Annotated in this window: 18 protein-coding genes and 2 pseudogenes; 10 read left to right on the forward strand and 10 right to left on the reverse strand. The window is 72.5% G+C overall.

The window, feature by feature from the left end:
* Positions 1 to 20: 20 nt before the first annotated feature.
* Entirely contained in the window at positions 21 to 692 is a 672-nt protein-coding gene (locus tag ACIBKX_RS24170) for a response regulator transcription factor (RefSeq protein WP_363276094.1), read from the reverse strand.
* Entirely contained in the window at positions 677 to 2,782 is a 2,106-nt protein-coding gene (locus ACIBKX_RS24175; protein ID WP_363276029.1) for a histidine kinase, read from the reverse strand. Before ACIBKX_RS24175 ends, ACIBKX_RS24170 begins: the two co-directional genes overlap by 16 nt.
* 160 nt (positions 2,783 to 2,942) lie before the next feature.
* Here ACIBKX_RS24175 and ACIBKX_RS24180 point away from each other — a divergent pair, with 160 nt between their 5' ends.
* Together ACIBKX_RS24180 and ACIBKX_RS24185 are read left to right on the forward strand one after the other, a co-directional pair.
* Positions 2,943 to 3,941 (forward strand): CPBP family intramembrane glutamic endopeptidase, encoded by a 999-nt coding sequence (locus tag ACIBKX_RS24180; protein WP_363276030.1) that lies wholly within the window; start codon positions 2,943 to 2,945, stop codon positions 3,939 to 3,941.
* On the forward strand, positions 3,938 to 4,387 hold the full coding sequence (locus ACIBKX_RS24185) for a hypothetical protein (protein WP_363276031.1): 450 nt from the start codon (positions 3,938 to 3,940) through the stop codon (positions 4,385 to 4,387). The genes ACIBKX_RS24180 and ACIBKX_RS24185 overlap by 4 nt, the downstream gene beginning before the upstream one ends.
* Here the strand turns inward: ACIBKX_RS24185 and ACIBKX_RS24190 are convergent.
* Positions 4,370 to 5,815 (reverse strand): NB-ARC domain-containing protein, encoded by a 1,446-nt coding sequence (locus tag ACIBKX_RS24190; protein WP_363276032.1) that lies wholly within the window; start codon positions 5,813 to 5,815, stop codon positions 4,370 to 4,372. The two genes, ACIBKX_RS24185 and ACIBKX_RS24190, sit on opposite strands and share 18 nt — an antisense overlap.
* A gap of 295 nt (positions 5,816 to 6,110) precedes the next feature.
* Here ACIBKX_RS24190 and ACIBKX_RS24195 point away from each other — a divergent pair, with 295 nt between their 5' ends.
* Together ACIBKX_RS24195 and ACIBKX_RS24200 are read left to right on the forward strand one after the other, a co-directional pair.
* A complete protein-coding gene (locus ACIBKX_RS24195) occupies positions 6,111 to 6,737 on the forward strand; it encodes a hypothetical protein (protein ID WP_363276033.1) in 627 nt (208 codons plus the stop codon).
* 20 nt (positions 6,738 to 6,757) lie between these two features.
* A complete protein-coding gene (locus ACIBKX_RS24200; RefSeq protein ID WP_363276034.1) occupies positions 6,758 to 7,360 on the forward strand; it encodes a hypothetical protein in 603 nt (200 codons plus the stop codon).
* Between the two features lie 81 nt (positions 7,361 to 7,441).
* Here the strand turns inward: ACIBKX_RS24200 and ACIBKX_RS24205 are convergent, their stop codons facing one another.
* Positions 7,442 to 11,191 (reverse strand): ABC transporter ATP-binding protein, encoded by a 3,750-nt coding sequence (locus tag ACIBKX_RS24205; RefSeq protein WP_363276035.1) that lies wholly within the window; start codon positions 11,189 to 11,191, stop codon positions 7,442 to 7,444.
* Between the two features lie 231 nt (positions 11,192 to 11,422).
* On the opposite strand from ACIBKX_RS24205, the gene ACIBKX_RS24210 reads away from it, so the two are divergent.
* The 3 genes from ACIBKX_RS24210 (at position 11,423) to ACIBKX_RS24220 (ending at position 14,057) form a co-directional block, all read left to right on the forward strand.
* The gene (locus tag ACIBKX_RS24210; RefSeq protein WP_363276036.1) at positions 11,423 to 12,202 is read left to right on the forward strand and encodes a DUF4389 domain-containing protein; all 780 of its coding nucleotides are present in this window, start codon (positions 11,423 to 11,425) and stop codon (positions 12,200 to 12,202) included.
* Between the two features lie 35 nt (positions 12,203 to 12,237).
* Positions 12,238 to 12,837, forward strand: coding sequence for a HutD family protein (locus ACIBKX_RS24215; RefSeq protein ID WP_363276037.1), 600 nt, complete (start codon positions 12,238 to 12,240; stop codon positions 12,835 to 12,837).
* 104 nt (positions 12,838 to 12,941) lie between these two features.
* Positions 12,942 to 14,057 carry an ABC transporter substrate-binding protein gene (locus ACIBKX_RS24220; protein WP_363276038.1) on the forward strand — a complete coding sequence of 372 codons (1,116 nt, stop codon included), beginning with the start codon at positions 12,942 to 12,944 and terminating at the stop codon, positions 14,055 to 14,057.
* Positions 14,058 to 14,075: 18 nt separating this feature from the next.
* On the opposite strand, the gene rocD is transcribed toward ACIBKX_RS24220, so the two are convergent.
* From rocD to ACIBKX_RS24250, 6 genes and pseudogenes are all read right to left on the reverse strand, one after another.
* A complete protein-coding gene (gene rocD, locus ACIBKX_RS24225; RefSeq protein ID WP_363276039.1) occupies positions 14,076 to 15,311 on the reverse strand; it encodes an ornithine--oxo-acid transaminase in 1,236 nt (411 codons plus the stop codon).
* Positions 15,308 to 16,120 carry a dimethylargininase gene (gene ddaH, locus ACIBKX_RS24230; protein WP_363276040.1) on the reverse strand — a complete coding sequence of 271 codons (813 nt, stop codon included), beginning with the start codon at positions 16,118 to 16,120 and terminating at the stop codon, positions 15,308 to 15,310. Before ddaH ends, rocD begins: the two co-directional genes overlap by 4 nt.
* Before the next feature lie 123 nt (positions 16,121 to 16,243).
* Positions 16,244 to 16,747 carry an Lrp/AsnC family transcriptional regulator gene (locus ACIBKX_RS24235; RefSeq protein WP_363276041.1) on the reverse strand — a complete coding sequence of 168 codons (504 nt, stop codon included), beginning with the start codon at positions 16,745 to 16,747 and terminating at the stop codon, positions 16,244 to 16,246.
* Between the two features lie 116 nt (positions 16,748 to 16,863).
* Positions 16,864 to 18,510: pseudogene (locus ACIBKX_RS24240) on the reverse strand (hybrid sensor histidine kinase/response regulator); the annotation flags it as partial.
* A gap of 60 nt (positions 18,511 to 18,570) precedes the next feature.
* Positions 18,571 to 20,349 (reverse strand): annotated as a pseudogene (locus ACIBKX_RS24245) (AAA family ATPase); the annotation flags it as partial.
* Positions 20,350 to 20,353: 4 nt separating this feature from the next.
* The gene (locus tag ACIBKX_RS24250; protein WP_363276042.1) at positions 20,354 to 20,674 is read right to left on the reverse strand and encodes a CU044_2847 family protein; all 321 of its coding nucleotides are present in this window, start codon (positions 20,672 to 20,674) and stop codon (positions 20,354 to 20,356) included.
* A gap of 245 nt (positions 20,675 to 20,919) precedes the next feature.
* Between ACIBKX_RS24250 and ACIBKX_RS24255 the strand changes: the two genes are divergently transcribed.
* The 3 genes from ACIBKX_RS24255 (at position 20,920) to ACIBKX_RS24265 (ending at position 24,552) form a co-directional block, all read left to right on the forward strand.
* The gene (locus tag ACIBKX_RS24255) at positions 20,920 to 22,302 is read left to right on the forward strand and encodes a sensor domain-containing protein (protein ID WP_363276043.1); all 1,383 of its coding nucleotides are present in this window, start codon (positions 20,920 to 20,922) and stop codon (positions 22,300 to 22,302) included.
* A gap of 12 nt (positions 22,303 to 22,314) precedes the next feature.
* The gene (locus ACIBKX_RS24260) at positions 22,315 to 22,959 is read left to right on the forward strand and encodes a response regulator transcription factor (protein ID WP_363276044.1); all 645 of its coding nucleotides are present in this window, start codon (positions 22,315 to 22,317) and stop codon (positions 22,957 to 22,959) included.
* Positions 22,960 to 23,127: 168 nt separating this feature from the next.
* On the forward strand, positions 23,128 to 24,552 hold the full coding sequence (locus tag ACIBKX_RS24265; RefSeq protein ID WP_363276045.1) for a SpoIIE family protein phosphatase: 1,425 nt from the start codon (positions 23,128 to 23,130) through the stop codon (positions 24,550 to 24,552).
* The last annotated feature ends 29 nt before the right edge of the window (positions 24,553 to 24,581 follow it).

Consider the following 24,581-nt stretch of genomic DNA (forward strand, 5'->3'; position numbering starts at 1 on the left):
GTCCGGGGCGCCGGTAGGTCTCAGCGAGCGCCGCGCGGCCGGGCGAGCCCGGTGTCGTACGCGAAGATCGTCGCCTGCACCCGGTCGCGCAGCCCCAACTTGCCGAGCAGCGCGTTGACATGGGACTTCACCGTGCCCGTCGTCACGCCCAGGGAATCGGCGATCTCCGCGTTGGCGAGTCCGGCGGCGACGAGCGAGAGGACCTCGCGTTCGCGTGCGGTGAGCGACTCCAGGACGGCGGCCTCGGGGCCCGGCCCCGCAGGCGGCGTGGCGCTCGCGAAGGCGTCGATCAGCCGGCGCGTCACGGTCGGCGCGAGCATGCCCTCCCCTGACGCCACGATCCGGATGCCGTTGAGCAGTTCCTCGGGCTGCGCGTCCTTGAGCAGGAACCCGGAGGCGCCCGCGCGCAGCGCGTCATGGACGTACGCGTCCTGGTCGAAGGTGGTCAGGACGAGGACGCGCGGCGCCGGGTCATCGGCGGTGAGCAGCCGGGTCGCGGTCAGCCCATCCATGCCGGGCATGCGGATGTCCATGAGTACGACATCGGGGGCGACCTGCCGTGCCAGCTCCACGGCATGCGCGCCGTCCGCGGCCTCGCCGACGACGGTGAGATCGGGTTCGGCGTCGACGATGGCGACGAATCCGGTGCGGACCACGGCCTGGTCGTCGACGACCATCACTCGGACAGAGATGGGATCACCTCGTTGCTCTTCCTGCTGTTCCTGGTGCTGCTGGTGCTGCTGGTGCTGCTGTTCCTATTGCTGCTGGTGCTGCTGTTCCGGATATCGCTGTTGCCGTTCTCCGCGTCCTCGCCCGTCACCTCGCGCAGCGCGGCGAGCAGTTCGCGCATCGCGGCGAGACCGGCCCTCGCCCGCTCGGCCACCGCCTCCAGGTCGCCCCGGCCCGCGGCCGTCACCACGTCCCGCGCCGGCCCGAGGACCGTCGAGCGCAGCTCCGTGGCGATGCGCTGCCGCTCCTGGTACGCCTCGACGACCGCCGCCTGCACGGCCTCGGCGAGCGCGCTGCCCTCCCGGCTCCGGACGCGTGCGCGCCGCCGGTGGACCAGCGCGCCCCAGCCCCACACGGCGGCCAGCGGCACCCCGAGGACCAGGGTCAGAAGCACGGCCAGGAAGCTCACGAACCCGTGCGGCTCCTCGGGCGCCGACTGTTCGCTCAGCAGGCCCAGCGCGGTGCACGTCAGCCCGGTCACGCCCGCCGTCAGGAGCAGCGCGGGCAGCGTCCGTCCCGCCCGGCCCGCGTAAGCGGCCACCGTGTAGAGCGCGACGCACACCGCGGCAGCGCTGCCCACCGCGAGGGCTCCCGCCAGGAGGCCGGTGAACGCCCCGAAGGCGAGCGCCACGGGTGCCGCCCACGACAGCGCGAGCACCGCCCACAGGACGGCCCAGGGTGAGCGGCGCCGCCAGAGCAGGGGCAGGGCGTGTGCGGCGGTGGGCGCGTAGGCGAGAGCGGTGCCGGGCTGTTCGACGAGGACCACGAGGAAGGGCGTGACGGCGACGGCGAAGACCGCCGCCGCGTCCACCGACATGCCTCGGTTCAGGACGTGCCTGCGGCGCGCCGCCGTGGCCGCTGGGCCAAAGCGCGGCAGTTGGGCCCGGACCGCCCAGCCGGCGCCGTCCGTCCGGGGGCCCGCCGTCAGGGTGCCGCCGAGGGCCGTGGCGCGCTCGCGCATTCCGGTGGTGCCGCGTCCGCCGCCGAGCCGCTGCCGGGTGCCGGCGCCGGGCTCCGCGGCGGCAGCGGGGGTTCCGTCGTCCTCGACCAGCAGCTCCAGCGTGGCCGCGTCACGGGCGTGCACCACGACCCGTACGTCCGCTCCGGGCGCGTACCGCAGGGCGTTGGTGAGCGCCTCACGAACGATGCCGAAGAGCGCTTCGGCCGCCGCTCCGCGCAGCCCGGTGAACTCCTCGTCGATCCGTACGTCCACGGGCTGCCCCAACCGCGCGAATCCCGCCGTGAGTTCGGTGACCCGGTCCTCCAGCGCGCTGCCCTCGTCGGCGGCGGAGGTCTCCATCACGGCGACCAGTCGGTGCAGCGCGTCCACCGTCTCGCGTCCGCTGTCGGCGGCGAACCGCAGGGCGTCGGCGGTCAGTTCGGGCTTGCGGTCGCCGAGGCGGCGCGCGGTGTCGGCGGTGACGACGACGGAGGTGAGGTGGTGGGCGCTGACGTCGTGCAGTTCACGGGCGAGGCGGTGGCGTTCGGTTCCGGCGGCCGCGGACCGTCCGGCCTCGGCCCGTGCCAGTTCCCGCGCGGCGTCCCTGCGACCGGCGTGCCAGCGGCGGCGTTCGCGGCCTGACCCGCTGATGACGGCGAACAGGGCGAGGGTCGAAATGGCTCCTCCCACGACGTCCATCGCGGACCCCTCTTGCAGGGATCTGGCCACCGACGAGCAGCACAGCACCGCCGCTACGAGGAGGGTCGTCCGTGCCGGACAGCGCACCGCGACGGAGAACAGCGCGATGCCGACGCCCGCCTCGTACACGATCGTCGCGTCCGCCGGCATCAGGAGCCCCACGACGAGGGTCGCCTCGACGGCGAGAGCGGAGACGACGGGCAGCCGCCTGCGGACGCCGAGTGCGGCGGTGGCGACGACGAGCAGGACGGACGCGACGGCGAGCTGCCAACCGGCGTCCGCCTTCCCCGTTCCTCCGTCGACGACCGGGCCGATCCCCGGCCAGACGGCGAGCTGCACGACCGCCACCAGGGCGGGCAGCAGCCAGTTCCGTATGTGCTCCATGATGGCGTCGATGATACGGATGCGGATCACTCCCGCACGGACACGGCTTACCGCCTCGCTCAAGCGCCTGACTCCCGCACGGATGCGGCTTTCTCCCTCCCGAAAGCCGGCCTTCTCTATCTCGGGATAGAGATCCGATTCGTGCGGACGGCCGACGTGGGGGCCGCGGGCGGCCGGAATGCTGGATCACATGACGACGACGTACCCGCCGTACCCCGTGCCCGGTCCGGCTCCCGGGCAGGCGCACGAGCCGGACCGGGCCCCGCTCCCGTACCACCGACTGGCCCTGGTCTCGGGAACCCACCGCTGGTGGCGCCCTCTTGCCGGAGCCGCCCTGCTCCTGTGCGGCACCCTCGCCGCCACGCTTGCCGTGCTCGCCGCGGCGGACATCGCCGGATCCGCCCTGCACCGCCCGCAAGACGCCGACGGATTCAGCGAGTTCGGCGGCATCGGCGACACGGCGATCGCCCTGCTCTCCCTGGCCCTGCTCACGCCGGTCGTGCTGCTGACCGTGCGCTGGGCGGGGCGGCGCCCGGCGGGCACGGTCTCCTCGGTGTCGGGGCGGCTGCGTCGGCGCTGGCTCGGCCGCTGCCTGGCGCTCGCGCTGCCGGTCGCGGGAGCGACCCTCGGCATCTCGCTGCTCCTGCCCGACGAGGACGGCGGGGCGGGCGGGGCGGGCGATGCGTTGCAATGGACCGGATGGCTGCCCTTCCTCGCCGGGCTCGCGGTCGTGTGCGCCCTCGTCCCGTTCCAGGCGGCCGCCGAGGAGTACGTGTTCCGGGGCTGGCTCCTTCAGGCGGTCGGCGCCTGGTGCCGCTCGCCGTGGGTCGCGGTGGTGCCGCAGGCCCTGCTGTTCGCGGCGGCGCACGGCTGGGGCACGCCGTGGGGCTTCGTGGACCTGCTGGTGTTCGGTGTGGTCGCGGCCGTGCTGACCGTGCGGACCGGAGGACTCGAGGCGGCCATCGCGCTGCACGTCCTCAACAACCTGCTCTCGATGGGCTTCGCGGCGGGCGTCGTCGGTGCCCTCGCCTCGGAGGAGACGGCGGCCGACATGACGTGGACGATGGTGGCCGTCGACGCGCCGCTGGTCTGTCTGTACGGGGCGGCGGTGCTGTGGACGGCGCGCCGCCGGGGACCGGCGACGGTCGCCGCGGGTCGGGTCGACTCCCTTGGGGCGGTGGCCCGATGAGCACGGTCGCCCACCCTCGCTCCCTGCTCCGCCGGGGCATCGCGAGCGCCGCCCTCACCTGCACGGTGATGCTCGGTTGGCGCGCCCTGTCCCGGGACCTGGACCGCGTCGAACTGACCCCGCACGGCCTCGTGTTCGTCCTCACGTTCACGGCGGGCTGGCTGGCCTGCGTCGGGTACTTCCACGGCCGCGCCGACTTGGAGGGCGCGCCGAATCCCCGCGTCCCGCGCCGGACCCGGATCGTCACCCGCGTCGCGGCGCTCGCGCTGCCGGCCGGACTCCTGACCGTGTTCCTCGTCCGCCCCAGCCGCACCCACGTCATCGCGGCGGCGCCGAGCCTCGTGGTCGGCGCAGGACTGCTGCTCCTCGCGGGCGGACTGGGGCTGTGGATGCACCGCTCCGAGCGGCGCACACGCCCCGGGCCGACCTCAACGGCCACCGCCTGACGCGGTGCCCGGCCGCCCGGCACCGTTCCCCGAGTGCAGGGCGAACAGCCGGGTCAGCGGATGGAACCGGTAGCGGCCCGGCGCCCTGGACTCCAGGAGCTGTACGTCGACCAGCTGCTCCAGGATGACCTCGGTCGCCGAGCGGGCCCCGCCGGTGGTCGCCGCCGCCTCCGCCACCGTCAGCTCGCCCCGCTCCGCGGCCAGCAGCGGAAGCGCCACGGCCGCCGCCCGGCCCGTGGCGCCGCGGGACAGGAGCTCCCGGTGGCCCGCGGCAAGGGTCGCGTGCATGTCCAGGTCCGCGAAGGACAGTTCCGCCAGGCGGCGTGCCGGATCCGCGAGCCGGTCGGCGAGTTCCCGCACCGGCCAGCGAGGACGGGCCGCGAGACGGGCGCCCGCGATCCGCAGGGCGAGCGGGAGGTGACCGCAGAGCCGTGCGATCGTCTCCGCGGCGCCGCGCTCGGCGGTCAGCCGCTCCGGTCCCGCCCAGAGACTGAGCACCGCGACGGACGCCGGGGGCCGGAGGGGCGTGAGGTGCAGATGCATGGCTCCGTTCAGATTGGCGAGCACACCGAGGCTGGTCACCAGGACCGCGCAGCCGTGCGCCGCGGGCAGCAGCGGCCGTACCTGGGCCGCGTCCAGGGCGTTGTCGAGGACGATCAGCATCCGGCGTTCGGTGAGCAGCGTGCGGAAGGCCGCCGCCGCGTCCGCCTCGCTGCCCGAGCAGAGCTTCGGCGCACCCAGCGCACCGAGGAACCGCCGCAGGACGACGGCGGGCGCCACGGGGCGCTCGTCGCGGCGGTCGCCCCGCAGGTCGGCGTAGAGCTGCCCGTCGGGAAACCGTGCGGCGAGCCGATGCGCCGCGTGCACGGCGAGCGCCGACTTGCCGACACCGCCGGGCCCGTCGAGCGCGACCACGGCGGGCCCGCTGCCGCGGGGTGCCGGTCGCAGCAGGTCGAGGGCCTCCAACTCGCCGTCCCGTCCGGGTAGTTCGGGGATGTCGGCGGGCAGCTGGCGTGGGACGGGCAGGGGACCGCCCTCGTCCCTGCCCGCCTGACCCGAGCGCCCGCCCGCGGCCAGCCGGGAGCGGCGCGCCTCCTCCACCCGGTCCCGTGCCGTGGCGAGGAGCCGCAGCTCGCGGCCGGTGGCGCCGAGCAACTGGACCAGCGTGTCGAAGCGGTCCGTCGGCGGCAGGGTCTTGCCCGAGAAGTAGTCGCCGATCACCCCGTGCGCCCAGCCCGTGCGCGCCGAAAGCTGCCGGTAGGTCAGCTGCGCGCCGCCGTCCCTGCGCGCGGCGCGTCTGCGGAGCTGCCGCAGCAGCACCGCCAACTCCTGTGCCGTATCGACGGATTCGATCGGGCCGACGCCCGCTGCCGCATCCCCCGTTCCCCCGTCCGTCGGGTGTCCCGCCGCCCCTGTTCCCCCGGCCAACGTTCGTATCCTCCGCACCGGCCCGCACCGGGCGACGGTGGTGACCGTCGCCCGGCCGAGGCCATCCGGACCTGTCCGGCGGTGCCCGATTCGGCGGTCTGCCCCACGGGACTCGCTGCGAGCATCCAGCTACCGCTCGGATCCCGCGTTCCGGCGATCGGGCACCGCACCGGCTGTCGCTTACGCATTCGTGGAATGCCGCCCGCTGGTTTGGTGCGGCTTTTGACCGGAGGCGGGCCACCGGGCGTCGCACACCGCACGACCGGCATCGGACAACGAAGGAGACGAGACTCATATGAGTAGGGTCTGCAACAAAGCGCCCAGTCTGCCCAGCGACAGCGTGGCCGACCAGTCGCTGTACGAGAGCGTGGACGGCCCCATCGCAACGGGCTCGGCCCACTTCATGCGGGCGGGCAGTGAGCTCCACCTGATGCACTCCGACCTGGAGCTGAACGACGTGCGCCAGGCCACCCTGCGCGTGCGCTGCGCGGCCGTCGCCGTCCGGGCGGCCCTGGTGGAGTACCGCACCTCGCACCGCGTCGCCCAGGAGCTGGGCTTCTACCCGGTCCACGACGAGCGGCTGCGGGCCGCGGGCGGCGGTACCGCCCCGGTGCGCGAGACGCTCGACTCCGCCCGCGGGTCGGACCTGGTCCAGCTGGACCAGAACGACGTCGAGACCATCGTGCGCCGCTACGAAGAGGGTGGCGACGAGGCGGCGTTCGGCCACTTCGTGACCGCGCTGACCGAGCTGTCGGCGGAGCTCGACCGCTTCGCGGCCCGGTCGGTCGAGGCGAGCCCGGCCGACTGGCAGCGGCTGGCCTGGCAGTTCCTGACGGCGTTCGACCGCATCCGGATCTACGGGCAGGCACTGGCCGTCATCAACATCCTCGGAATGACCCCGAGCGCCGTCACCGGCGCCTGAACCGGAAGGACGACTGGACCATGAGTGCAGTCTGCAACAAGCTCCTCACCCTCAGCGAGGAGGATCTGCGCGACAAGAAGCAGCTCGCGCAGACAGCGGGCGTCGAGGTGACCGCGGCCAGCAGTGAGCTGTCCCGGGCGCTCGAGCTCGCCGAGCACGGCGACGGTCTCGCCGGGGCCTCCGTGTACGCCGCCGCCGCGAAGGACCGGCTCGACGGCGCCGTCCGGATGCTGAACCGGGTCGCCGAGATCCTCGCGACGGGCACCCTCACCAAGGAGTCGGCCGCCTGGTACAGCAGGCTCGACTACGACCGGCTGTACCGCAGGGGCATCAGCCTGGGCGAGGTGCCGCACGCGGCCGAGCTGTGGGAGGCGTTCGTCCGCCAGGCCGTCACCGGCGGCCCGCTCGGCATCTGCCACGACATGCGCAACCGCACGATGGACGTGGCCACGCTGATCGCCGACTGGCTGGAGCGGATCGACGACCCGTCGGCCGATCAGGCGATGCCGCGGATCCAGTCCGCCATGGCCGACCTGTCCGCCTACACCCAGCTCGTGGCCTACGCCAACAAGGTGGAGCCCCGTGACCCGGCGTGGGTGGTCCCGCTGAACTCCGCCGCGTAATCGGCGGTTTGTCCCGGAGGTCCCGGGACACCTGATCGACGGAGGAGCGCCGGCCCGGGCCGGCGCTCCTTCCGCGTGCCGTCACCGATAGGCGCGCGCCTGAAGCCCGTACATCTGCGCGTAGCGGCCGCGCAGGGCGAGGAGTTCCTCGTGACTGCCCGTCTCGACGACCCGTCCGCGGTCGAGTACGACGATGAGGTCGGCGCCGCGCACGGTCGAGAAGCGGTGCGAGACCAGCAGCGTGACCGTGCTCTGGCGGCTGCCGTCCGGGTGGGGCCGGCGGGCGGCGTCGGCGTACCGCTCGAAGATGAGGTGCTCGGTCTCCGCGTCGAGGGACGCGGTGGGCTCGTCCAGGATGCGCAGCAGGGGGACCGGACGCATCAGCGCCCGCGCGAGCGCCAGCTTCTGCCACTGGCCCGTCGAGAGGTCGACCCCACCGGCCCAGCGGCTGCCGAGCTGGGTGCCGACACCGTCGGTCAGCGTGCGGGGCAGGTCCGCGGCCCCGGCCCGGTCGAGGGCGCCGGCGATGACCCCGAGGTCGGCGATCTGCCGTACGTCCCCGACGCCGACCGTCTCACGGAGCGCGAACTCATAGCGTACGAAGTCCTCGAAGGCGGCGCCGATGCGTCCACGCCACCGCTCCGGGGGAAGCGCGTCGAGCCGGACGCCGTCGACGGTGATCCGGCCGAGCGTCGGCTCGTACATCCGGCACAGCAGTTTGACGAGGGTGGTCTTTCCGGAGCCGTTCTCGCCGACGAGGGCCACGACTCCCCCGGCGGGCAGCCACAGTTCGACGTCGTGCAGTGTGGCGGCCGGGGTGCCCGGATAGCGGAAGGTGAGACCCTCCACGGCGATGCCCTGCCTAAGCCTCGACGGCACCTCGGCGAAAGCGGTGATCGCACGGGACCTCTTCGTCGTACCCGCTGTGCGGTTCTCCTGCTCGGCGTACGACCGCAGCCAGCGGAACCGCTCGGCGTTCTGCAGGAGTTCGACCACGACCCCCGTCGTCTGGACGAGCCCGGCGACATGTCCGGTGAACCGTCCGGCCAGGACGACCGCGAGCAGGACGGCGCCCAGGCCGGTGTGTCCCGTCACCGCGAGCTGGACGACGAAGGCGACCGCGCCGATCAGGCCGAGCGAGTTGAGCAGCCCCGCCACACAGCCGATGCCCGCGAACCGCCACTGGGCGCGGCTCGTCACGCGGTCCGCCCGATGGCGTAACTCGCCGACCCTGGCGTGCAGTTCGGGTCCGGCCCCGAAGACGCGCAGCTCCTTGCCCGCCGCCGGTGCGGTGGCGAGGCCGGCCAGGCGTGCGGCGAGCCGGTAGTCGGCGGCCGTGGCGTCCTGGGCGCGGGCGATGACACCGCGGGCGGAGATCTGCAGGCGCAGGGCGAGTGCCCCGATGAGCGGCAGCACGAGCAGGGCGGGGTGGACGGTGGCGAGGAGTACGGCGGTCACCAGGAAGCCGCCGAGCTGTTCGAGCAGGTTGAGCACCCAGTTGAGCAGCGCGCCCATGGCCAGGGTGCGGTCGCGCAGCAGGTGGAGCCGGTCCTGGAAGGCGGGGGACTCCTGGTGGCGCAGTCCGGGGATGCCCGCGGCGAGCCGGGCGAGCAGCCGGTCGAAGGCGAAGCCCACCCGTTCGCTCAGCCCGATCCTGGCCCCGACGGCCGCGAGTTCGACGGCCTCCCATACGCCGAGGCTCACGACGAGGAGCAGCGCCGACGTCAACACGGGTGTGAGGACGCCCTGTTGGGTGCCCTCGGCCATGGACCTCAGCCACAGCGCCTGGAGCGTCGCCAGTCCGGCGGCCGCGGGCACGAGGAGAAGTCCGAGCACGGCGAGCTTCCACGACTCCCGGAAGGATCCGACGACCAGGGTGCGCAGCGCGTCGAGCACGCCGCGCCAAGTGCGTTCGGGCACCTCGGGGGCGTCGGCGTCGTCCGGCAGCCGGCGTGCCTCCGGCGGCGACTCGCGGGGCGCGCCGTTGGGAACGAGTTGTTCGGCCCCGGTGTCCGCGCTCCCGTGGCCGCCGTCGCCGTCGGTGAATCGCTCGGCCTGCAGCCGGTACATCCGGGCGTACCGCCCGTCCAGCGCCATCAGTGTGTCGTGCGTGCCGCTCTCCACGATCCGTCCGCCGTCCATGACGTGGATGAGTCCGGCCTTGCGTACACCCGAGAAGCGGTGCGAGACGAGGATCGTGGTGACGGCGCCGCGCACCGCGCTCTCCGTCAGGAACCGGTCGAAGAAGGCGGCCTCCGACCGTGCGTCGAGATGGGCGGTGGGTTCGTCGAGGACGAGCACGGCACCCGACCGTGCGGCGAGCAGGGCGCGGGCGAGCGCGACCCGCTGCCACTGTCCGGCGGAGAGATCGGCGCCGCCCGCGAACTGCCGGGAGAGGACGGTGTCCCAGCCCGCGCCGAGCCTGCGGGGCAGTTCGGCGCCGTCGGCCAGCTCAAGGGCGCGCTCCAGGTCACGCGGGTCGCCTTCGGTGTCCGGTGCGCCGATCGCGACGTTGTCGCGGAGCGTCAGCGGGTACTTCACGAAGTCCTGGAAGACGACGGAGACCCCTCGGCGCCACTCCCCCGCGTCGCATTCCCGCACGTCCGCGCCGTCCGCCGTGATGCGGCCGGCATCCGGCTCGTACAGCCGGGCGAGCAGTTTGATCAGCGTCGTCTTGCCGGAGCCGTTCGCCCCGACGATCGCGACGGAGCCCCCGGCCGGGATGTCCAGGTCGAGCCCGCGCAGCACCGGCTTGTCCGTACCGGGATAGGTGAAGTCCACGGACTCGAAGGCGATCCCGCGCCGGACGGCCGGAGCCGGTCCGCTCCACCCCGCGCCGTCGGCACTCCCCCGGCGCTCCAGTGCGGCGAGCGACCGCAGCCCGAGCAGCGCGTCCCGCAGCACGAGGTCGTCGTCGCCGATCCAGCCGAGCGCGGGCAGCGCGAGCGCCGCCTGGACGCAGATCACGAGCTGGGCGAGGTCCAGGTCGCCGCGGGCGGCGGCGAAGGCCGCGTACCCGAGGACCACGGCCTCGGCGAGCACCACGAACCCCACGGCGCCGAGGGCCCGCCGCGCGGCGCTGCTGCGGGTGGCCCACACCTCGGCCATGCCCGACTGCCAGACGTCCGTCATCCGCCCGGCGAGCCAGTGACCGAGCCCGAAGACACGTATCTCCTTGGCCGGTTCGGGGTCCACCGCGAGGGACCGCAGATAGCCGGCCCTGCGGATCACCGCGCTCACGGACTCCATGCTGCCGTGCACCTGACGGGCCAGGCGCAGATAGGAGCGGTAGGTCAGCACGGCGGCGACGGCGAGCAGCGGTGGCGCCCACCACGCGAGGGGCGCGAGGAGTACGAGCAGGCCGATCCCCTCGATCCTGGGGCGGACGATCTCGGGGAGCAGCAGGGCGAGTTGGTCGGGGCGGGTGCCGGGCTCGGTGGCCAGGCGGAGGGTGTCGGCGTATCCCGGCTCCTCGAGATGTCCGATGCCGTCCGGGCCGATGCCCGCCGCGACGGCCCTGTCCTCCACCACGCTGTCGGCCCGCAGCCGCAGCTCCGCGGCGAGCCCGCTCTCCAGGCTGCGCAGTCCGGTGCGTACGAAAGTGAGGACGCCGAAGACCACGAGGAGGCCCAGTGCGTGCCGGGCCGCGGCCGAGCCCGCGCCCGCCGTGACGGCTCCGGGCAGCGCGCCCACGAGCCGCCCGGTCGCGACCACGATGAGCGGGCCGGTGAGCGCCCCGCAGAGTACGGTCAGGGCGAGTGCCGCCGTGTGCCGGGGTCCCGCTCGCCACAGCAGCCGCACGGCCGCCGTCCATTCCTGCCACTTGCGCATGCCGATCTCCCGAGTCACTCCACTGTTGGTGGCCCGATGCTCACAGAGGGTCCCGGCCACCGGACGACGGTCCCGGTCGCGACCGGACACTGCCGGTCACCTGCGGATTCGCGGTGATCCGGGCTTCGGTGGGGAGGGGCGGGCGCCTCGTTCGGCCCTGCGCGGGGAGCGCGGAGCACCGCGCCGCCGCAGCATGGAGCTGTCAGGCGGAACCGGCTGCTGGGAGTGTTCATGGCGACAGGCTGGGCTCCTCGGGCCGACAGCGACCCCGGAGGCGGTGAGTGGCTGCCGGTCCTGGACGTGCCCGCTCCCGCGCGGCAGCGGCGCTGGACGGTGCTGCTGCGCTGGCTGCTGCTTCTGCCGCAGTTCGTGGTGGTGGCGCTGCTCTCCGTCGCGGCGTTCTTCGTGACGGTCTTCGGATGGTTCGCCGCGCTGTTCCTGGGACGGCTGCCGGACGCGGTCTTCTCGTTCCTCGGCGCGGTCCTCGCCTATCGGACGCGGGTCGCCGCGAGTTCGATGCTGCTGGTCGACCGCTATCCGCCGTTCTCGTTCTCGGCCCCCGACCACCCCGTGCGGATCGAGCTGCGGCCGACGCCGCTGAACCGGCTCGCGGTGCTCTTCCGGCTGATCCTGCTGATCCCGGCGGCGATCGTCAGCAACCTGGCGCTGGCCGGGTGGTTCGCCCTGAGCTGGGTCTTCTGGCTGATCGGCATCGTGCTGGGGCGGCTGCCGGAGCCCGTCTTCGCGGCCACGGCCGCCGTCGCCCGCTTCGGGATGCGTTTCACGGCGTACGCCACGATGCTGACGCCCGCCTATCCCAAGCGTCTGTTCGGCGACCAGCCGACCCCGCAGGAAGCGCCCCGCTCGGGCACCCGTCCACTGCTCCTGGGCACGCCGGCCAAGGTCCTCGTCGTGGTCTTCCTGTTGCTGGGTCTCGCGGGCCATGTCACGAGCGGCACGGTGAACCGTGACGACGACGGCTATGGCTACGACTACGACTGGGACGACTGAGGCGGGAGAGGACCGTGGTGCGAGATGATCTCGTCATGCTCACACCGAAGCCGACCGAACCGCAGCCGCACGCCCGTCCCGAGGACGCGACCCGCGTGATCCCGATGGCCTCTCTGGAACCGCAGAAGTGGGCCAACGGGCGGGGCTGGACCCGTGAGATCCACCGCGAGCCCGGCGGGGGCGCGTCCGTGCCGGTCACTTGGCGGCTCAGCCTCGCGGACATCGAGGAGACCGGTCCTTTCTCGTCGCTGCCGGGGATGGACCGCCATCTGATGTCGGCGGCCCCGGTGACCTTGCGGCTGACCGTGGACGGAGTCCCGCACGACGTGCGCTACACCCAAGTGGTGTCGTTCGCAGGGGACTCGGAGGTGGCGACGACGGCGGTCGAAGGCCGGGCGCGCGCCCTCAACCTCATGACACGGCACGGCATCCGCGGCGGCCTCGACCTGATCCACGGCGACACCCGGCTCCCCGTGGCCGAGACGACCGCCACCGCCCTGGTGGTCCTCGACGGAACCGTCTCGCTCGACGGCCGGCGCCTGGACCGCTTCGACACGATCCTCCCGGGCGGCGACGGGGCGCTGCTCGACCTCCGGGCGGCGACCGTGGCGCGGGTGCGCGTGATGACGCCGTAGCACCGCCGCTCAGCGGTGGGCGGTCCCCGCGGCCGGGGCGGTCCCGTACCGATCAGGCATGATCACCCGAGTGAGTCGCCGTACGGAACGAGGAGAAGCCCGCCATGCATACGCCGCCACCATCGCGCCCTGAGTCGGAGCGGACCGACGGATCGCCCGTCCTGATAGGCGCCCTGGCCCCGCTGACCCGCCCCGGCTGGACCGAGGCGGGCCAACACCTCGTCGCGGGGCTCGAGTTGGCCGTCGGCGACATCAATGAGGCGGGCGGCATCGGCGGAAGGCCGCTGGAGCTCGTGGTGCGGGACACCGCGGCCGATCCGCAGAAGGCGTCGGCGGCCGTGGACGAACTGGCGGGCCTGGGCGTGGCCGCGTTGGTCGGGGAGTATCACAGCGTCGTCGCTCGCACCGCCGCCACCAGGGCCGACGCCCTCGGCGTACCGTTCCTCTGCTCTTCGGCGGTGCTCGACGCGCTCACCGAACAGCCGACGGAGTGGGTCGCCCGGCTCTCCCCGCCGCAGTCCCGCGGCTGGCGGCTCTACGGCGACTTCCTCCGCGACGCGGGCCACCGTCATATCGCCGTGGCCGCCCAGCCGACGGTCTACTGGGCGGCCGGCACCGGCATCCTGCGGGACCACTTCGCCGCACACGGCGGCACCGTCACCGAACTCGACATGACCGCGCTGGCCCCCGAGGCCGTGTGCGACGCGCTCGTCGAGAGCGGCGCCACGGCCCTGCTCCTTCTGGTCGGCCACCCGGACCCGGCGGTGCCGATCGTCAGGTCCGTCCGCGCCGACCCGCGCCTCGCCGAGATCCTGATCGGCGCACCGGCCGGGCAGCCGGAGTTCGCCGCATGGACGGCGGCACTGGGCGAGGACGGCGCCGGGGTCCCGTTCCTGCGCTACCTGCCCGAGCACTTCACGGCACTCGGTACGCGCGTGGAGAAGACGCTGCGCGAACGGCTGGGCCGAGCGCCCTCCTTCGTCGCCTTCGAGGGCTATGACGCGGCCACCGTCCTCGCCGAGTCCCTGCGTGCTCAGGGCACGGACCGGGCACGCGTCGCCGCGGCCTGGCCGAGCGTCGAAGCCGAGGGCACCCGCGGGCGGATCAGTTTCACCCGCACGCCGGGCATCAGCGTGTGGCAGTGGGCCGAGCCGCCGATCCAGGTCGTCGACCGGGATCCGGCGGAGCCCGGCCGACTGCGGATTCGGTACAGCGGCTGAGGGCGACGGGTCCGGCGGCTAGCGGAGGACTCCTTCCAGGGCGTGGAGCGCGGTCCGCAGCTCGTTCTCGGTGATCGTCAGGGGCGGGGCAAGCCGGATCGTGGAGCCGTGGGTGTCCTTCACGAGGATTCCCTCACGAAGGAGCCGTTCGCTGATCTCGCGCCCGGTGCCGAGCGCCGGGTCGATGTCGACGCCCGCCCACAGCCCCCGGCAGCGGTAGCCGGTGATGCCCTTTCCGGTCAGCCCGGCGAGTCCGGCGGCGAGCGTCTCGCCGAGGCGCGCCGCGCGGTCCTGGTACTCGCCGGTGGCGAGCAACTCGATGACGGCCGTGCCCACGGCGGCCGCGAGGGGGTTGCCGCCGAAGGTGGAGCCGTGTTCTCCGGGGCGCAGGACCTGGAGCACGTCCCGGCGGGCGACGACCGCGGACAGCGGGACGATGCCGCCGCCGAGTGCCTTGCCGAGCAGGAGGACGTCGGGAACCACGGACTCGTGGTCGACCGCGAGCGTACGGCCGGTGCGTCCGAGCCCGGACTGGATCTCGTCGGCGATGAACAGGCACCCGGTGCGCCGGGTCAGTTCGCGTACGCCGGTGAGGTAGCCGTCGTCGGGGATGACGACGCCCGCTTCGCCCTGGACGGGTTCGATGAGCACGGCGGCCGTCGTCTCGTCCACCGCGGCCTCCATCGCGGCGAGGTCGTTGTAGGGCACGACCCGGAACCCTGGTGTGAAGGGCCCGAAGCCCGCGCGTGCCGTCTCGTCCGTGGAGAAGCTGACGATCGTCGTGGTCCGGCCGTGGAAGTTGTCGGCGGCCACCACAATGGTCGCCCGGTCCTGCTGGACGCCCTTGACGTCGTACGCCCATTTCCGGGCCACCTTGACGGCGCTCTCGACGGCCTCGGCCCCGGTGTTCATCGGCAGCACCATGTCGAGGCCGGTGAGCTCGGCCAGGGACTCGGCGAAGCCGGCCAGGCGGTCGTGGTGGAAGGCGCGGGAGGTGAGGGTGAGCTGGTCGAGCTGGCGGTGCGCGGCCTCGATCAGGGCGGGGTGGCGGTGGCCGAAGTTGAGGGCCGAGTAGCCCGCCAGCATGTCGAGGTAGCGGCGGCCTTCGACGTCCTTGACCCAGGTGCCCTCGGCCTCGGCGACGACCACCGGCAGGGGGTGGTAGTTCCGCGCGAGTACGGGTGCCTCGGCCCGGATCAGATCGGTGGACGACCGGGGCGCGGCGGGGAGGTGCACGGTCGTGGTGGTGTTCATGCGCGGATCTCCTGGGTGCAGCACTTGATGCCGCCGCCGGCCTTGTTCAGCTCGGACAGGGCGACAGGGACGGGGACGTAGCCGTGGTCGGCGAGCCGGTCGATCAGGCCCGACGCCCGCTCGTCGACGAAGACGTGCAGACCGTCGGAGACGGAGTTGAGGCCGAAGACCAGCGCGTCCTGCTGACTCGCGAGCACGGCCCGCGGGAAGAGGCGGCGCAGCACTTCGCGGCTGCCGGGCGAGAACGCCTGCGGGTAGTAGGCGACGTTGTCGTCGTCGAGGGCGAACAGCGCGGTGTCCAGGTGGTAGAACCGCGGATCCACCAGGCGCAGCCCGATCGTCGGGACGCCGAAGTGCTCCTGCACCTCGTCATGGGCCTGCCGTGTGGTGCGAAAGCCCCACCCGGCGAGGATGTGACCGCCCACGGGGACGAGATCGCCCTCGCCCTCGCACACCGACTGGGGCCGGTGGACGGTGAATCCGGCCTCCTTGAACCAGGCCTCGTAGGCCGTGGACTCGGCCCGGCGCTGCTCGGCGTGGAACCGGGAGCCGAAGACCCGGCCTTCGAGTACGAGCGCGCAGTTGGCGGCGAAGACCATGTCGGGCAGCCCGGGGACGGGTTCGACGCTCTCCACGGTGTGGCCGTGCTCGCGGTAGGCCCGCAGCAGCGCCTGCCACTGGCTGCCGGCGAGCGCGAGGTCTACCGCGGTGTCCTCCCGCATCCAGGGGTTGATCGCGTACTCCACTCCGAAGTACCGGGGTGGGCAGACGAGATAGCGCCGGGCACGCGGCACACGGGTGTTGGGCACAGAGGGGTACCTCCGCTTCCTGCGGACCGTCGGGGGATGCCCTCAACGGTAGGAAGCGGCGACGGCACTCGACAAGATCGGGAAACTGCGCGTATGCACATGATCCCTGCGTGCTGGGGTGGGTCAGCGCAGCTTTGGTGCGTCGTCGGGTGCGCTCTCACGGGCCGCGGCCTCCGGGCTCTCCGGCAGCAGGTGGGACAGCACCATGTAGCTGACCGTCTTGCGGATGAAGGGCTCGGCCCGGATGCGCTCCAGGACGCCCTCGAAGTGCTCCACGTCCACGGCCCTGACATGGAGCAGGGCGTCGGCGCCGCCGGTCACGGTCATGGCGGCCGTGATCTCCGGGTAGTCGCGCACCACTTCCGCGAGGCGCCGTGGCGGCGCGGCGCCGTCGCAGTAGACCTCGATGTACGCCTCCGTGCGCCAGCCCAGTGCCGAGGGGCGGACGGTGGTCGTGAAGCCCGTGATCACATCCGTCTCGCGCAGCCGGTCCACCCGGCGTTTGACGGCGGTCGCCGACAGGCCGATGTCCGCGCCGATCTCGGCGAAACTCGTCCTCGCGTTCGCGATGAGGGCCGCGATGATCTTGCGGTCCAGTTCGTCGAACGGCGGTCTGTGCGTGGCCATGAACGGCGGTCCTTCCGGCTCGGGGCGTGCGGACCCGCGATGATCGCGATCGCGGCTCCCACCCCGCATGGTGCCTGGTCGCCGGGCGGGTACGCGACGTGCGCCCCGCCCGGCGTTCAGACGTCGTCCCCCGCTTGGATCCACCGCTTCATGAGCGGCAGCAGATGATCCATGTCGACCGGCTTCGGTACGTAGTCGGAGGCGCCGGACTCGATGGCCCTCTCCCGGTCGCCCTTCATGGCCTTCGCGGTGAGCGCGATGATCGGCAGATCGGTGAAGTGCGGCAGCCTGCGGATCGCCGTGGTCGTCGCGTAGCCGTCCATCTCCGGCATCATCATGTCCATCAGCACGAGCGTCACATCGCCGTGCCGGTCGAGGACTTCGAGGCATTCGAGCCCGTTCTCGGCGTACAGCACGAACAGGCCCTGCCGCTCCAGGACGCTGGTCAGTGCGAACACGTTGCGGATGTCGTCGTCGACGAGCAGCACCTTCTCGCCCTGGAAGACGGGTGCCGACTCCTCCCACGCCGACCCCGTGGGCGTTCCTGTCGTCAGACGTGGCCGTGCCGTGACCGGCGGATCCTCGCGGCGGGCTGCCGCAGGGGGTACGGCACGTCGCTCGGGCGGGATCTCCGGGTACCGGGGCGGCGGTTCCGCGGTGCCCGGTGGCAGGTACAGCGTGAAGGTGGAGCCGCCGCCTGGTTCGCTCAGGACGTGGATCTCGCCGCCGAGCAGCTGCGCGATCTCCCGGCTGATGGAGAGCCCGAGGCCCGTCCCTCCGTACTTGCGGCTGGTCATGCCGTCACCCTGTTTGAACGGCTCGAAGATCACCTGCATCTTGCCCGCCGGGATGCCGATGCCGGTGTCGGTCACCGAGAAGGCGATCAGATCCGCGTCGCCGTCCCGCAGCGATCCGGCCTCCAGGAGCTGCTCGCGGATGGCGTCGGGCACATCGGCGTTCGCGTACCGGATCACGAGATCGACCGCTCCGGAGTCGGTGAACTTCACCGCGTTGGACAGCAGATTGCGCAGCACCTGGAGCAGTCGCTGTTCGTCCGTGTGCAGGATCGCCGGAAGCTCCGAAGACACACCGATCCTGAAATCGAGCCCTTTCTCCTCGGTCAAGGGGCGGAAGGTGGCCTCTACGTAGTCCACGAACTGAGCCAGCGAGATGCGCGTCGGCGAGACGTCCATCTTGCCCGCCTCGACCCTCGACAGATCGAGGATGTCGTTGATCAGCTGCAGCAGGTCCGATCCCGCGCCGTGAATCGTCGCGGCGAAGTCGACCTGCTTCGGGGTGAGGTTCCCTTCGTTGTTGTCGACGAGCAACTTCGCCAGGATCAGGAGCGAGTTGAGCGGCGTCCGCAGCTCGTGCGACATGTTGGCCAGGAACTCGGACTTGTACCGCATCGAGATCGCAAGCTGCTCGGCACGCTCCTCCAGGACCTGCCTGGCCTCTTCGATCACGGAGTTCTTGACCTCGATGTCCCGGTTCTGCCGGGCCAGCAGCTCGGCCTTCTCCTCCAGTTCGGCGTTGGAGGCCTGCAGAGCCGTCCGGTGCTCCTCCAGTTCGGCCGAGCGCTGCCGCAGCTGCTCGGTCAACTCCTGTGAGGCGCTGAGGAGTTGCTCGGTGTGCTGCTGCATCATGATCTCTTGGCGGCTGCCCTCGATGAGGGTGGCGACCTGCTCGGGGATGTCGTGGGCACGCTCCCCCAGCCAACGGTCGGCCTCCGCGAGCCGGGTGGCGGACAGCAGGTCGCCTTCGGCGGCCCGCTCCTCGATGACGGCGAGCCACTGCTGAAAGTCGGCGTCGTCCTCCACCCAGGTGGCGAGCCTGGCCCATTCCCGGATCAGCGCTTCGTGCGCGATCTCCGCCGTGTCGGGCCCTTCGGGACCCAGGACGACAAGGCGTTGCTCCGGGGCGGCGAGAAGCTGCGCGATGTACCAGTCCTTGCCCAGGTGGGACCGGTGGGCGGTGACGCGGACCGCGCTGGCGGCGCCGCCTCGGGCACGGACCATGGAGAGCAGCACGCGACGGATCCGGGACTCGTCCAGCTGCTGGGACAGCGACCGGTACACGGTCTCCGCGTGCTGGTTCAGGGCGCCGGACACACCGCCGAGGCTGTGATAGCCGTCGAAGCTGACGCGCCGGTCGCGCTGGAGGGGCCACAGCTCCGTCAGTGTGAACTCGAGCAGCGGAAGGCTCCCCGCGGCCTTGCTGGCTTCGGCGGCGATGGTCTCCGCGAGGCCGGGGGTGAAGGCCACGCCGGTCACGGCCGCCGGTTCGACGATCACCCGGGTCAGGGCCGCCTCGTCGAGCGGGGACACGTTCAGCTGCCGGTCCTGGAGGCGCGGTCCGACATCGGGCAGCTCCAACAGGTCGGGCAGGAAGTCCGCGCGCAGGGTGCACACCAGGCGTACGCGCGGGTCCTGCGCCTCGTCCGGAGGCGGCAGCAGCTGTCGCAGGAAGTTCAGCGGCTCCTCACGGTCGGCCCCGCTGCTGAGCACCTCCTCGAACTGGTCCCCGATCAGGGCCAGTCGGCGGCTCGTAAGGACCGCAAGCCTCGACGCGACTGGCCAGAATCCCTCCTCGCGCACGGCACGGGCGCGGTGCTCCAGCTTCTCCAGGCTGTGGTCGCCGTTGGGGTCCTCGAGCTCCAGCAGGGCACGGGCCACGGAATCGTAGGGCGCCACGCCCGGCCGGAACGAGGCCACCGACCAGCCGTCCGAGGCCAGTTCGGGTTCGAGTCCCGCCGCGACCAGTGAGGACTTCCCCACTCCGGAGGGCCCGGTGACCATGACCAGCGGCTGCGCCTTCACCATGGCCCGAAGGCGTTCGACCTCGCGTTCCCGGCCGACGAACACTCCGGCCAGGGCGTCCTCGGCGCTGAAGGCCTGCAACCCCCGGTAGGGACAGGAGGGCAGGATGCTCCGGCCCAGGAACTCGGGCCAGGCGGCGGACACTTCCGCCAGCGGCACGGCGTACGCGTCGGTGGCCGCGCCGTCACGGCTCGCGATGGCGAGCATGCCCACGACCGCGTCGCCCCAGCGGTCGGCCGCCGCCACCGGCGAGCCGCTGTATCCCGGTTGGGCGCGCAGCGCCGACTCGCTGTCGGCGTCCAGCTGCACGAGGCCGCCGCCGACCGCACCCCGCAGCACACATGTGCTCCAGGCGCCGTTGGCCTTGCGGGGCGGATCTCCCGGATAGCCGAACACCTTGACCTCGGCGTCGCCGCCAAGGCCGATCCGGGCGTCGACCAGCCGGGCCGCACCGGCGCCGACCGGAAGCGTGTCCCCGCCGACGAGGACAAGACCCGCCACGTCCCGGCCCAGCCGCCCGGCCCCGGGCGGTGGATCCCACGAACTGATGCGGCAGTGCCGCAGGGGTGCGCCTTCCGCGTCCCCCAGCAACACGAACTCGACCTGGATACGGGACTCCCCGGGAGGAGGATCGGGGCAGTCCTTCGCCCGCGCCAGCGCGGCGTTGACCACATGGGCGCAGGTGACGATCTCCTTGTCGCCGACGACGAAGCCGACGCCGACCGGCGCCCCCGTCACACCGGCGCGGATCTTGACGATGAACCCTTCGCGCTGTGTGCCCATGGCGTCAGGGGCGATTCCACGTCAGCCGGACGACGAAGTTCACTTCCGCCGTCCCCTTGGCGATGATCACGCCGGTCTCGCCGCCCATCTTCAGGCCGAACTCGACCTCCGCCTCGTCCGGCCCGAGTTCCCGCAGTGTATCGGCGACCCTGGCGAGCGTCGGCCTCACCTCGTCCAGGGCCTCCTGGAGCGACATGCGCGCCCGCGCCACCACACCGTCCCCGGCGGCCAGTTCCAGATCGCCGCCACTCACGTCGGCGTCGGTCTCGAACACGGCGGCTGTCGCGCTGCCGTCACCCAGCCTCATCGTCAACTGCTGCGGCACAGCTCATCTCCCTAGCCCTCGCCCCTGCCCACGCCCCACTCGGGCGATCGTGACCCCCACCATCGTCGGGGACGGCGGCATGGCGGCGCAGCCAGAAGCGAAGGTCGGGCCGGGCGTCCGTGGCCCTGTCCACCGCCTCTGGGGGAAAACCCCCAGTACAGACGGAGGAAAGCCACGTTCCGGCGGGGCCCGTCGCAGACCTAACGTTGACGTTGCCCGATCCCGAGGACAGGACACTGGACGCCATGCACGCCACACCCCCGACGATCACGCCGGAGCGCCCCGCGACAGCAGGGGGCGCGGACAAGGCGCGGCTCTCTGTGCGCGCCGTGCTGTGCGCCCCGCTCACTCGGCGGGCGTGGGTCGAGGCGGCGTACTGCCTCATCGCGTTCCCGCTGGGCCTGGCGGGCGGGGTGGTGCTCGCGGTACTGCTCGCCCTGGGGGCCGGGTTCACCGTGTCGGTGGTGTTCTTCGTGGTGGGCGCGCTGCTTGTCATCGGAGGGCTGCGGCTGGCCCGCGCGCTGGGCGGGGTGCACCGGCGGCTCGCCGCGGCGATGCTGGGCGAGGAGGTGGAGGCGCCGCCGGCGCTCAGACCGGAGGGCCGGTTCGTCTCCCGTGTCGATGCCCGGTTGTGGGACGGGGACGGATGGCGGGCCGCTGCGTATGTGCTGGCGAAGCTGCCGGTCGGCTGCCTGGGAGGGTACGCCGTGCTGTGGTGGCTGACGGGGCTGGCGAGTCTGACCGCGCCGCTGCGGTGGGCGGTGTTCGGACAGCGGCCCGAGCCGGGGGATCCGGAGGGCATGCCGGTGCTCTCCCCCGTCCCCGCGGGTGGGCTGCACGTGGACACGTTCGCGGGGACGTTCTTCGCCGCCGGGGTCGGCCTCGCCGTCCTGTTCTGCGCGCCCTGGGTGACCCGTCTCGCGACGACGGCCGACCGCTGGCTCGTGCGCAAGCTGCTCGCTCCAGGCCAACTGACGGGACGCGTACGGGACTTGGAGGAGACGCGGGCCTTTGCGGTGGACGATTCGGTGGCGCTGCTGCGACGGGTGGAGCGCGATCTGCATGACGGCGCGCAGGTCCGGCTCGTGGCGGTGGCGATGAGCCTGGACATGATCAGACAGCGGCTCGGCGCACACGACGGGAACGAGACGTTGGACGTGGGCCGTATCCGACAGCTGGTCGACGGGGCACATCAGAACGCCACCGACGCGCTCACCGAACTGCGGGACCTGGCGCGCGGGATCCACCCACCGGTACTCGACGACGGTCTGCCGGATGCGTTGGCGACGCTCACCGCCGGCTGCTCCGTTCCCGTCGATCTGGTGACGGACGTGCCGGAGCGGCCGACCCCGGCGATCGAGACCATCGCCTACTTCTGCGCCGCCGAACTGCTCGCCAACGTCATCAAGCACAGCGGGGCACGGCGGGCCGCGATAACCGTGGCCCAGTCGGGCGGGCGGCTCTACGTTCAGGTCGGCGACGACGGGCGCGGCGGTGCGAGCCTCGGCGCCGGGAGCGGACTGACCGGGCTCGTGCAGCGTGTCCGTACGGTCGACGGCCGACTGAACGTGAGCAGCCCCGAGGGCGGGCCGACCACCGTCACAGTCGATCTTCCTCTGCACGCGTGAGAGCATGCCGCCATGCGCGTCGTGATCGCTGAGGATGCCGCCGTACTGCGGGAGTTGCTGGGCCAGATGCTTGCCGAGCGGGGGCATGAGATCTGCGCGGCGGTGGGGGACGCCGACGCGTTGCGCGCCGCGGTCGCCGAGCACCGTCCGGACGTGACGGTGACCGACATCCGGATGCCGCCCACCCACTCGGACGAGGGACTGCGGGCGGCGATCGACATCCGTCGCGATCACCCCGGCACGGGTGTGCTGCTCTTCTCGCAGTACGTGGAGACCAAGTACGCCACGCGGCTGCTCGCGGCGGGGTCGGCGGGCGTCGGCTATCTGCTCAAGGACCGGGTCGCCAATGTCGCGGAGTTCACGGACGCCCTGGAGCGGGTGGGGGCGGGCGGTACGGCCCTGGACCCGGAGGTCGTCACGCAGTTGGCCGGGGCGGGGAGTCGGGCGGCCGAGCTCGCGCCGCTGACGGAGCGGGAGCGCGAAGTGCTCTCGCTGATGGCCGAGGGGCGGTCCAACGCGGCGATCGCGCAGAGCCTCGTCGTCTCGGCGGGCACGGTCGAGAAGCATGTCGCCGCCGTCTTCGACAAGCTCGGCCTGCCCGCGTCACATGACCACAACCGGCGTGTGCTGGCCGTAATCCGCTACTTGCGCGGCTGACAAAGGGGGCGTGCGGAACACCGTTGATCAGATGGACATAGACATATGCCAGATGCAACAACGCGTCGGGTGTTGCCAAATCCCTTACGAGCCACCCCTTGCTGTGCGAAAGTCATTAGCGGTCCATCCCGCCAGTCTGGTCGCACCGCATCGTCATCGGAGCACCTCATGCCGTCCCACGTCTTCGCGGACCGCCCTGCCGCCCAGCCGCCCGAGCGCGGCTCGGTCGACGCGCTGATCACGCAGACGCGCCGGCTCCGGGGCGAGGTGGACGCCGTCCGGCGCGACGCCGTGACCGACCGGGGCGACCCGCAGGGGCGCTGGCAGCGTGCACTGTGCGATCTCGCGGTGCACCAGCTCAACGATCTCGACGACCATCTCGCCCAGCTGCGGGACGGCCCCGTCCCGCCGGTTGTCCAGCCACCGGCCCCGGCCATCCCCGCGCCCCTGGAGCCGCGCCGCGGCTCCCTGCTCAGCCGGGTGGGCAGCGCGGAGTGGAACCTCCTCAACGACGAGGCGAGTTGGTCCGGCGAGCTCTACCAGATCCTGGGCCGGGACCCGGCCGCTCCCCCGCTCTCCCTGGACGAACTGCCCTCCCTGGTGCACGCCGACGACCAGCCGATGCTGACGGCCATGGTCACGGACTGCCTGATCGACGGTAAGCCGATCGACGGCGAGTTCCGGATCCTGCGCCCCGACGGCGGCGTCCGGCAGGTGCACATGATGGGCGAGCCCGTGCTCGCCGCTGACGGCAGCACCGCCTCGATGTGGGCGGTCTTGCGCGACGTCAGCGAGCTGCGTCGCAGCCAGCGAGTGGTGCGCGAGACCCGTGACTCGCTGCAGCGCCAGCGGCACATCGCGCAGACAGAGCACCGGCTCGCGGTCGAACTGCAGGAGGCCGTGCTGCCGCCGTGGCGCGGCTCCCTGCGGTTCCCGCAGGGCGGGCCCGCGGCGCTCGACCTCGCCGCGCACTATCTCCCGTCGTCGACGAGCGCGCTGATCGGCGGCGACTGGTACGACGCGATGGAGCTGCCCGACGGGCAGTATCTGCTGAGCGTCGGCGATCTCACCGGGCACGGCGTGAGCGTCACGTCCGGCATGGCGATGCTGCTCGGCGCGGTCCGCGGCATGGCCGTCGCGGGCGTACAGCCGGGCCAACTGATGGGCTGGCTCAACCAGTTACTGGACACCTCCGTCCAACCGGCCCTGGGCAGCGCGATCTGCTGCCGCTACTCCCCGGAGACGAGCACGCTGTCCTGGGCGCAGGCGGGACACCCCGCCCCGCTGCTGTTCCGCGACGGGACGGGGCGCGCGCTGACGCCACCGGACGGCGTGATCCTGGGAGCCACCTCCGGAGCCACGTATGAGCAGGCCGAGGAGCAACTCCTGCCCGGCGACGTGCTGTTGCTGCACACCGACGGACTCGTCCCGCGACGCGCCCGGGACGCGGCGACCAGCCGACTCCTCTCCCTCGCCCCCCGCTTCACCGACACGGCCGGCGCGCAGGACTGCGTACGCATGGTCGTCGAGGAGTTCGGCGTCGCTCCGCGCGAGGACGACGCCTGCCTGCTGATCGCACGGGTCAATTCCTGACCCGCCGCCTCATCTTCCTGGCCAAAGGC

Source organism: Streptomyces sp. NPDC050658 (genome assembly GCF_044457025.1).
Taxonomy (GTDB): domain Bacteria; phylum Actinomycetota; class Actinomycetes; order Streptomycetales; family Streptomycetaceae; genus Streptomyces.

Excerpts from the sequence above, each read along its gene's own strand:
- ACIBKX_RS24180 (WP_363276030.1), top strand. The coding sequence starts at position 2,943 with ATGACGACGACGTACCCGCCGTACCCCGTGCCCGGTCCGGCTCCCGGG.
- ACIBKX_RS24185 (WP_363276031.1), top strand. The coding sequence starts at position 3,938 with ATGAGCACGGTCGCCCACCCTCGCTCCCTGCTCCGCCGGGGCATCGCG.
- ACIBKX_RS24195 (WP_363276033.1), top strand. The coding sequence starts at position 6,111 with ATGAGTAGGGTCTGCAACAAAGCGCCCAGTCTGCCCAGCGACAGCGTG.
- ACIBKX_RS24200 (WP_363276034.1), top strand. The coding sequence starts at position 6,758 with ATGAGTGCAGTCTGCAACAAGCTCCTCACCCTCAGCGAGGAGGATCTG.
- ACIBKX_RS24205 (WP_363276035.1), bottom strand. The coding sequence starts at position 11,191 with ATGCGCAAGTGGCAGGAATGGACGGCGGCCGTGCGGCTGCTGTGGCGA.
- ACIBKX_RS24210 (WP_363276036.1), top strand. The coding sequence starts at position 11,423 with ATGGCGACAGGCTGGGCTCCTCGGGCCGACAGCGACCCCGGAGGCGGT.
- ACIBKX_RS24215 (WP_363276037.1), top strand. The coding sequence starts at position 12,238 with ATGCTCACACCGAAGCCGACCGAACCGCAGCCGCACGCCCGTCCCGAG.
- ACIBKX_RS24220 (WP_363276038.1), top strand. The coding sequence starts at position 12,942 with ATGCATACGCCGCCACCATCGCGCCCTGAGTCGGAGCGGACCGACGGA.
- rocD (WP_363276039.1), bottom strand. The coding sequence starts at position 15,311 with ATGAACACCACCACGACCGTGCACCTCCCCGCCGCGCCCCGGTCGTCC.
- ACIBKX_RS24235 (WP_363276041.1), bottom strand. The coding sequence starts at position 16,747 with ATGGCCACGCACAGACCGCCGTTCGACGAACTGGACCGCAAGATCATC.
- ACIBKX_RS24255 (WP_363276043.1), top strand. The coding sequence starts at position 20,920 with ATGCACGCCACACCCCCGACGATCACGCCGGAGCGCCCCGCGACAGCA.
- ACIBKX_RS24260 (WP_363276044.1), top strand. The coding sequence starts at position 22,315 with ATGCGCGTCGTGATCGCTGAGGATGCCGCCGTACTGCGGGAGTTGCTG.
- ACIBKX_RS24265 (WP_363276045.1), top strand. The coding sequence starts at position 23,128 with ATGCCGTCCCACGTCTTCGCGGACCGCCCTGCCGCCCAGCCGCCCGAG.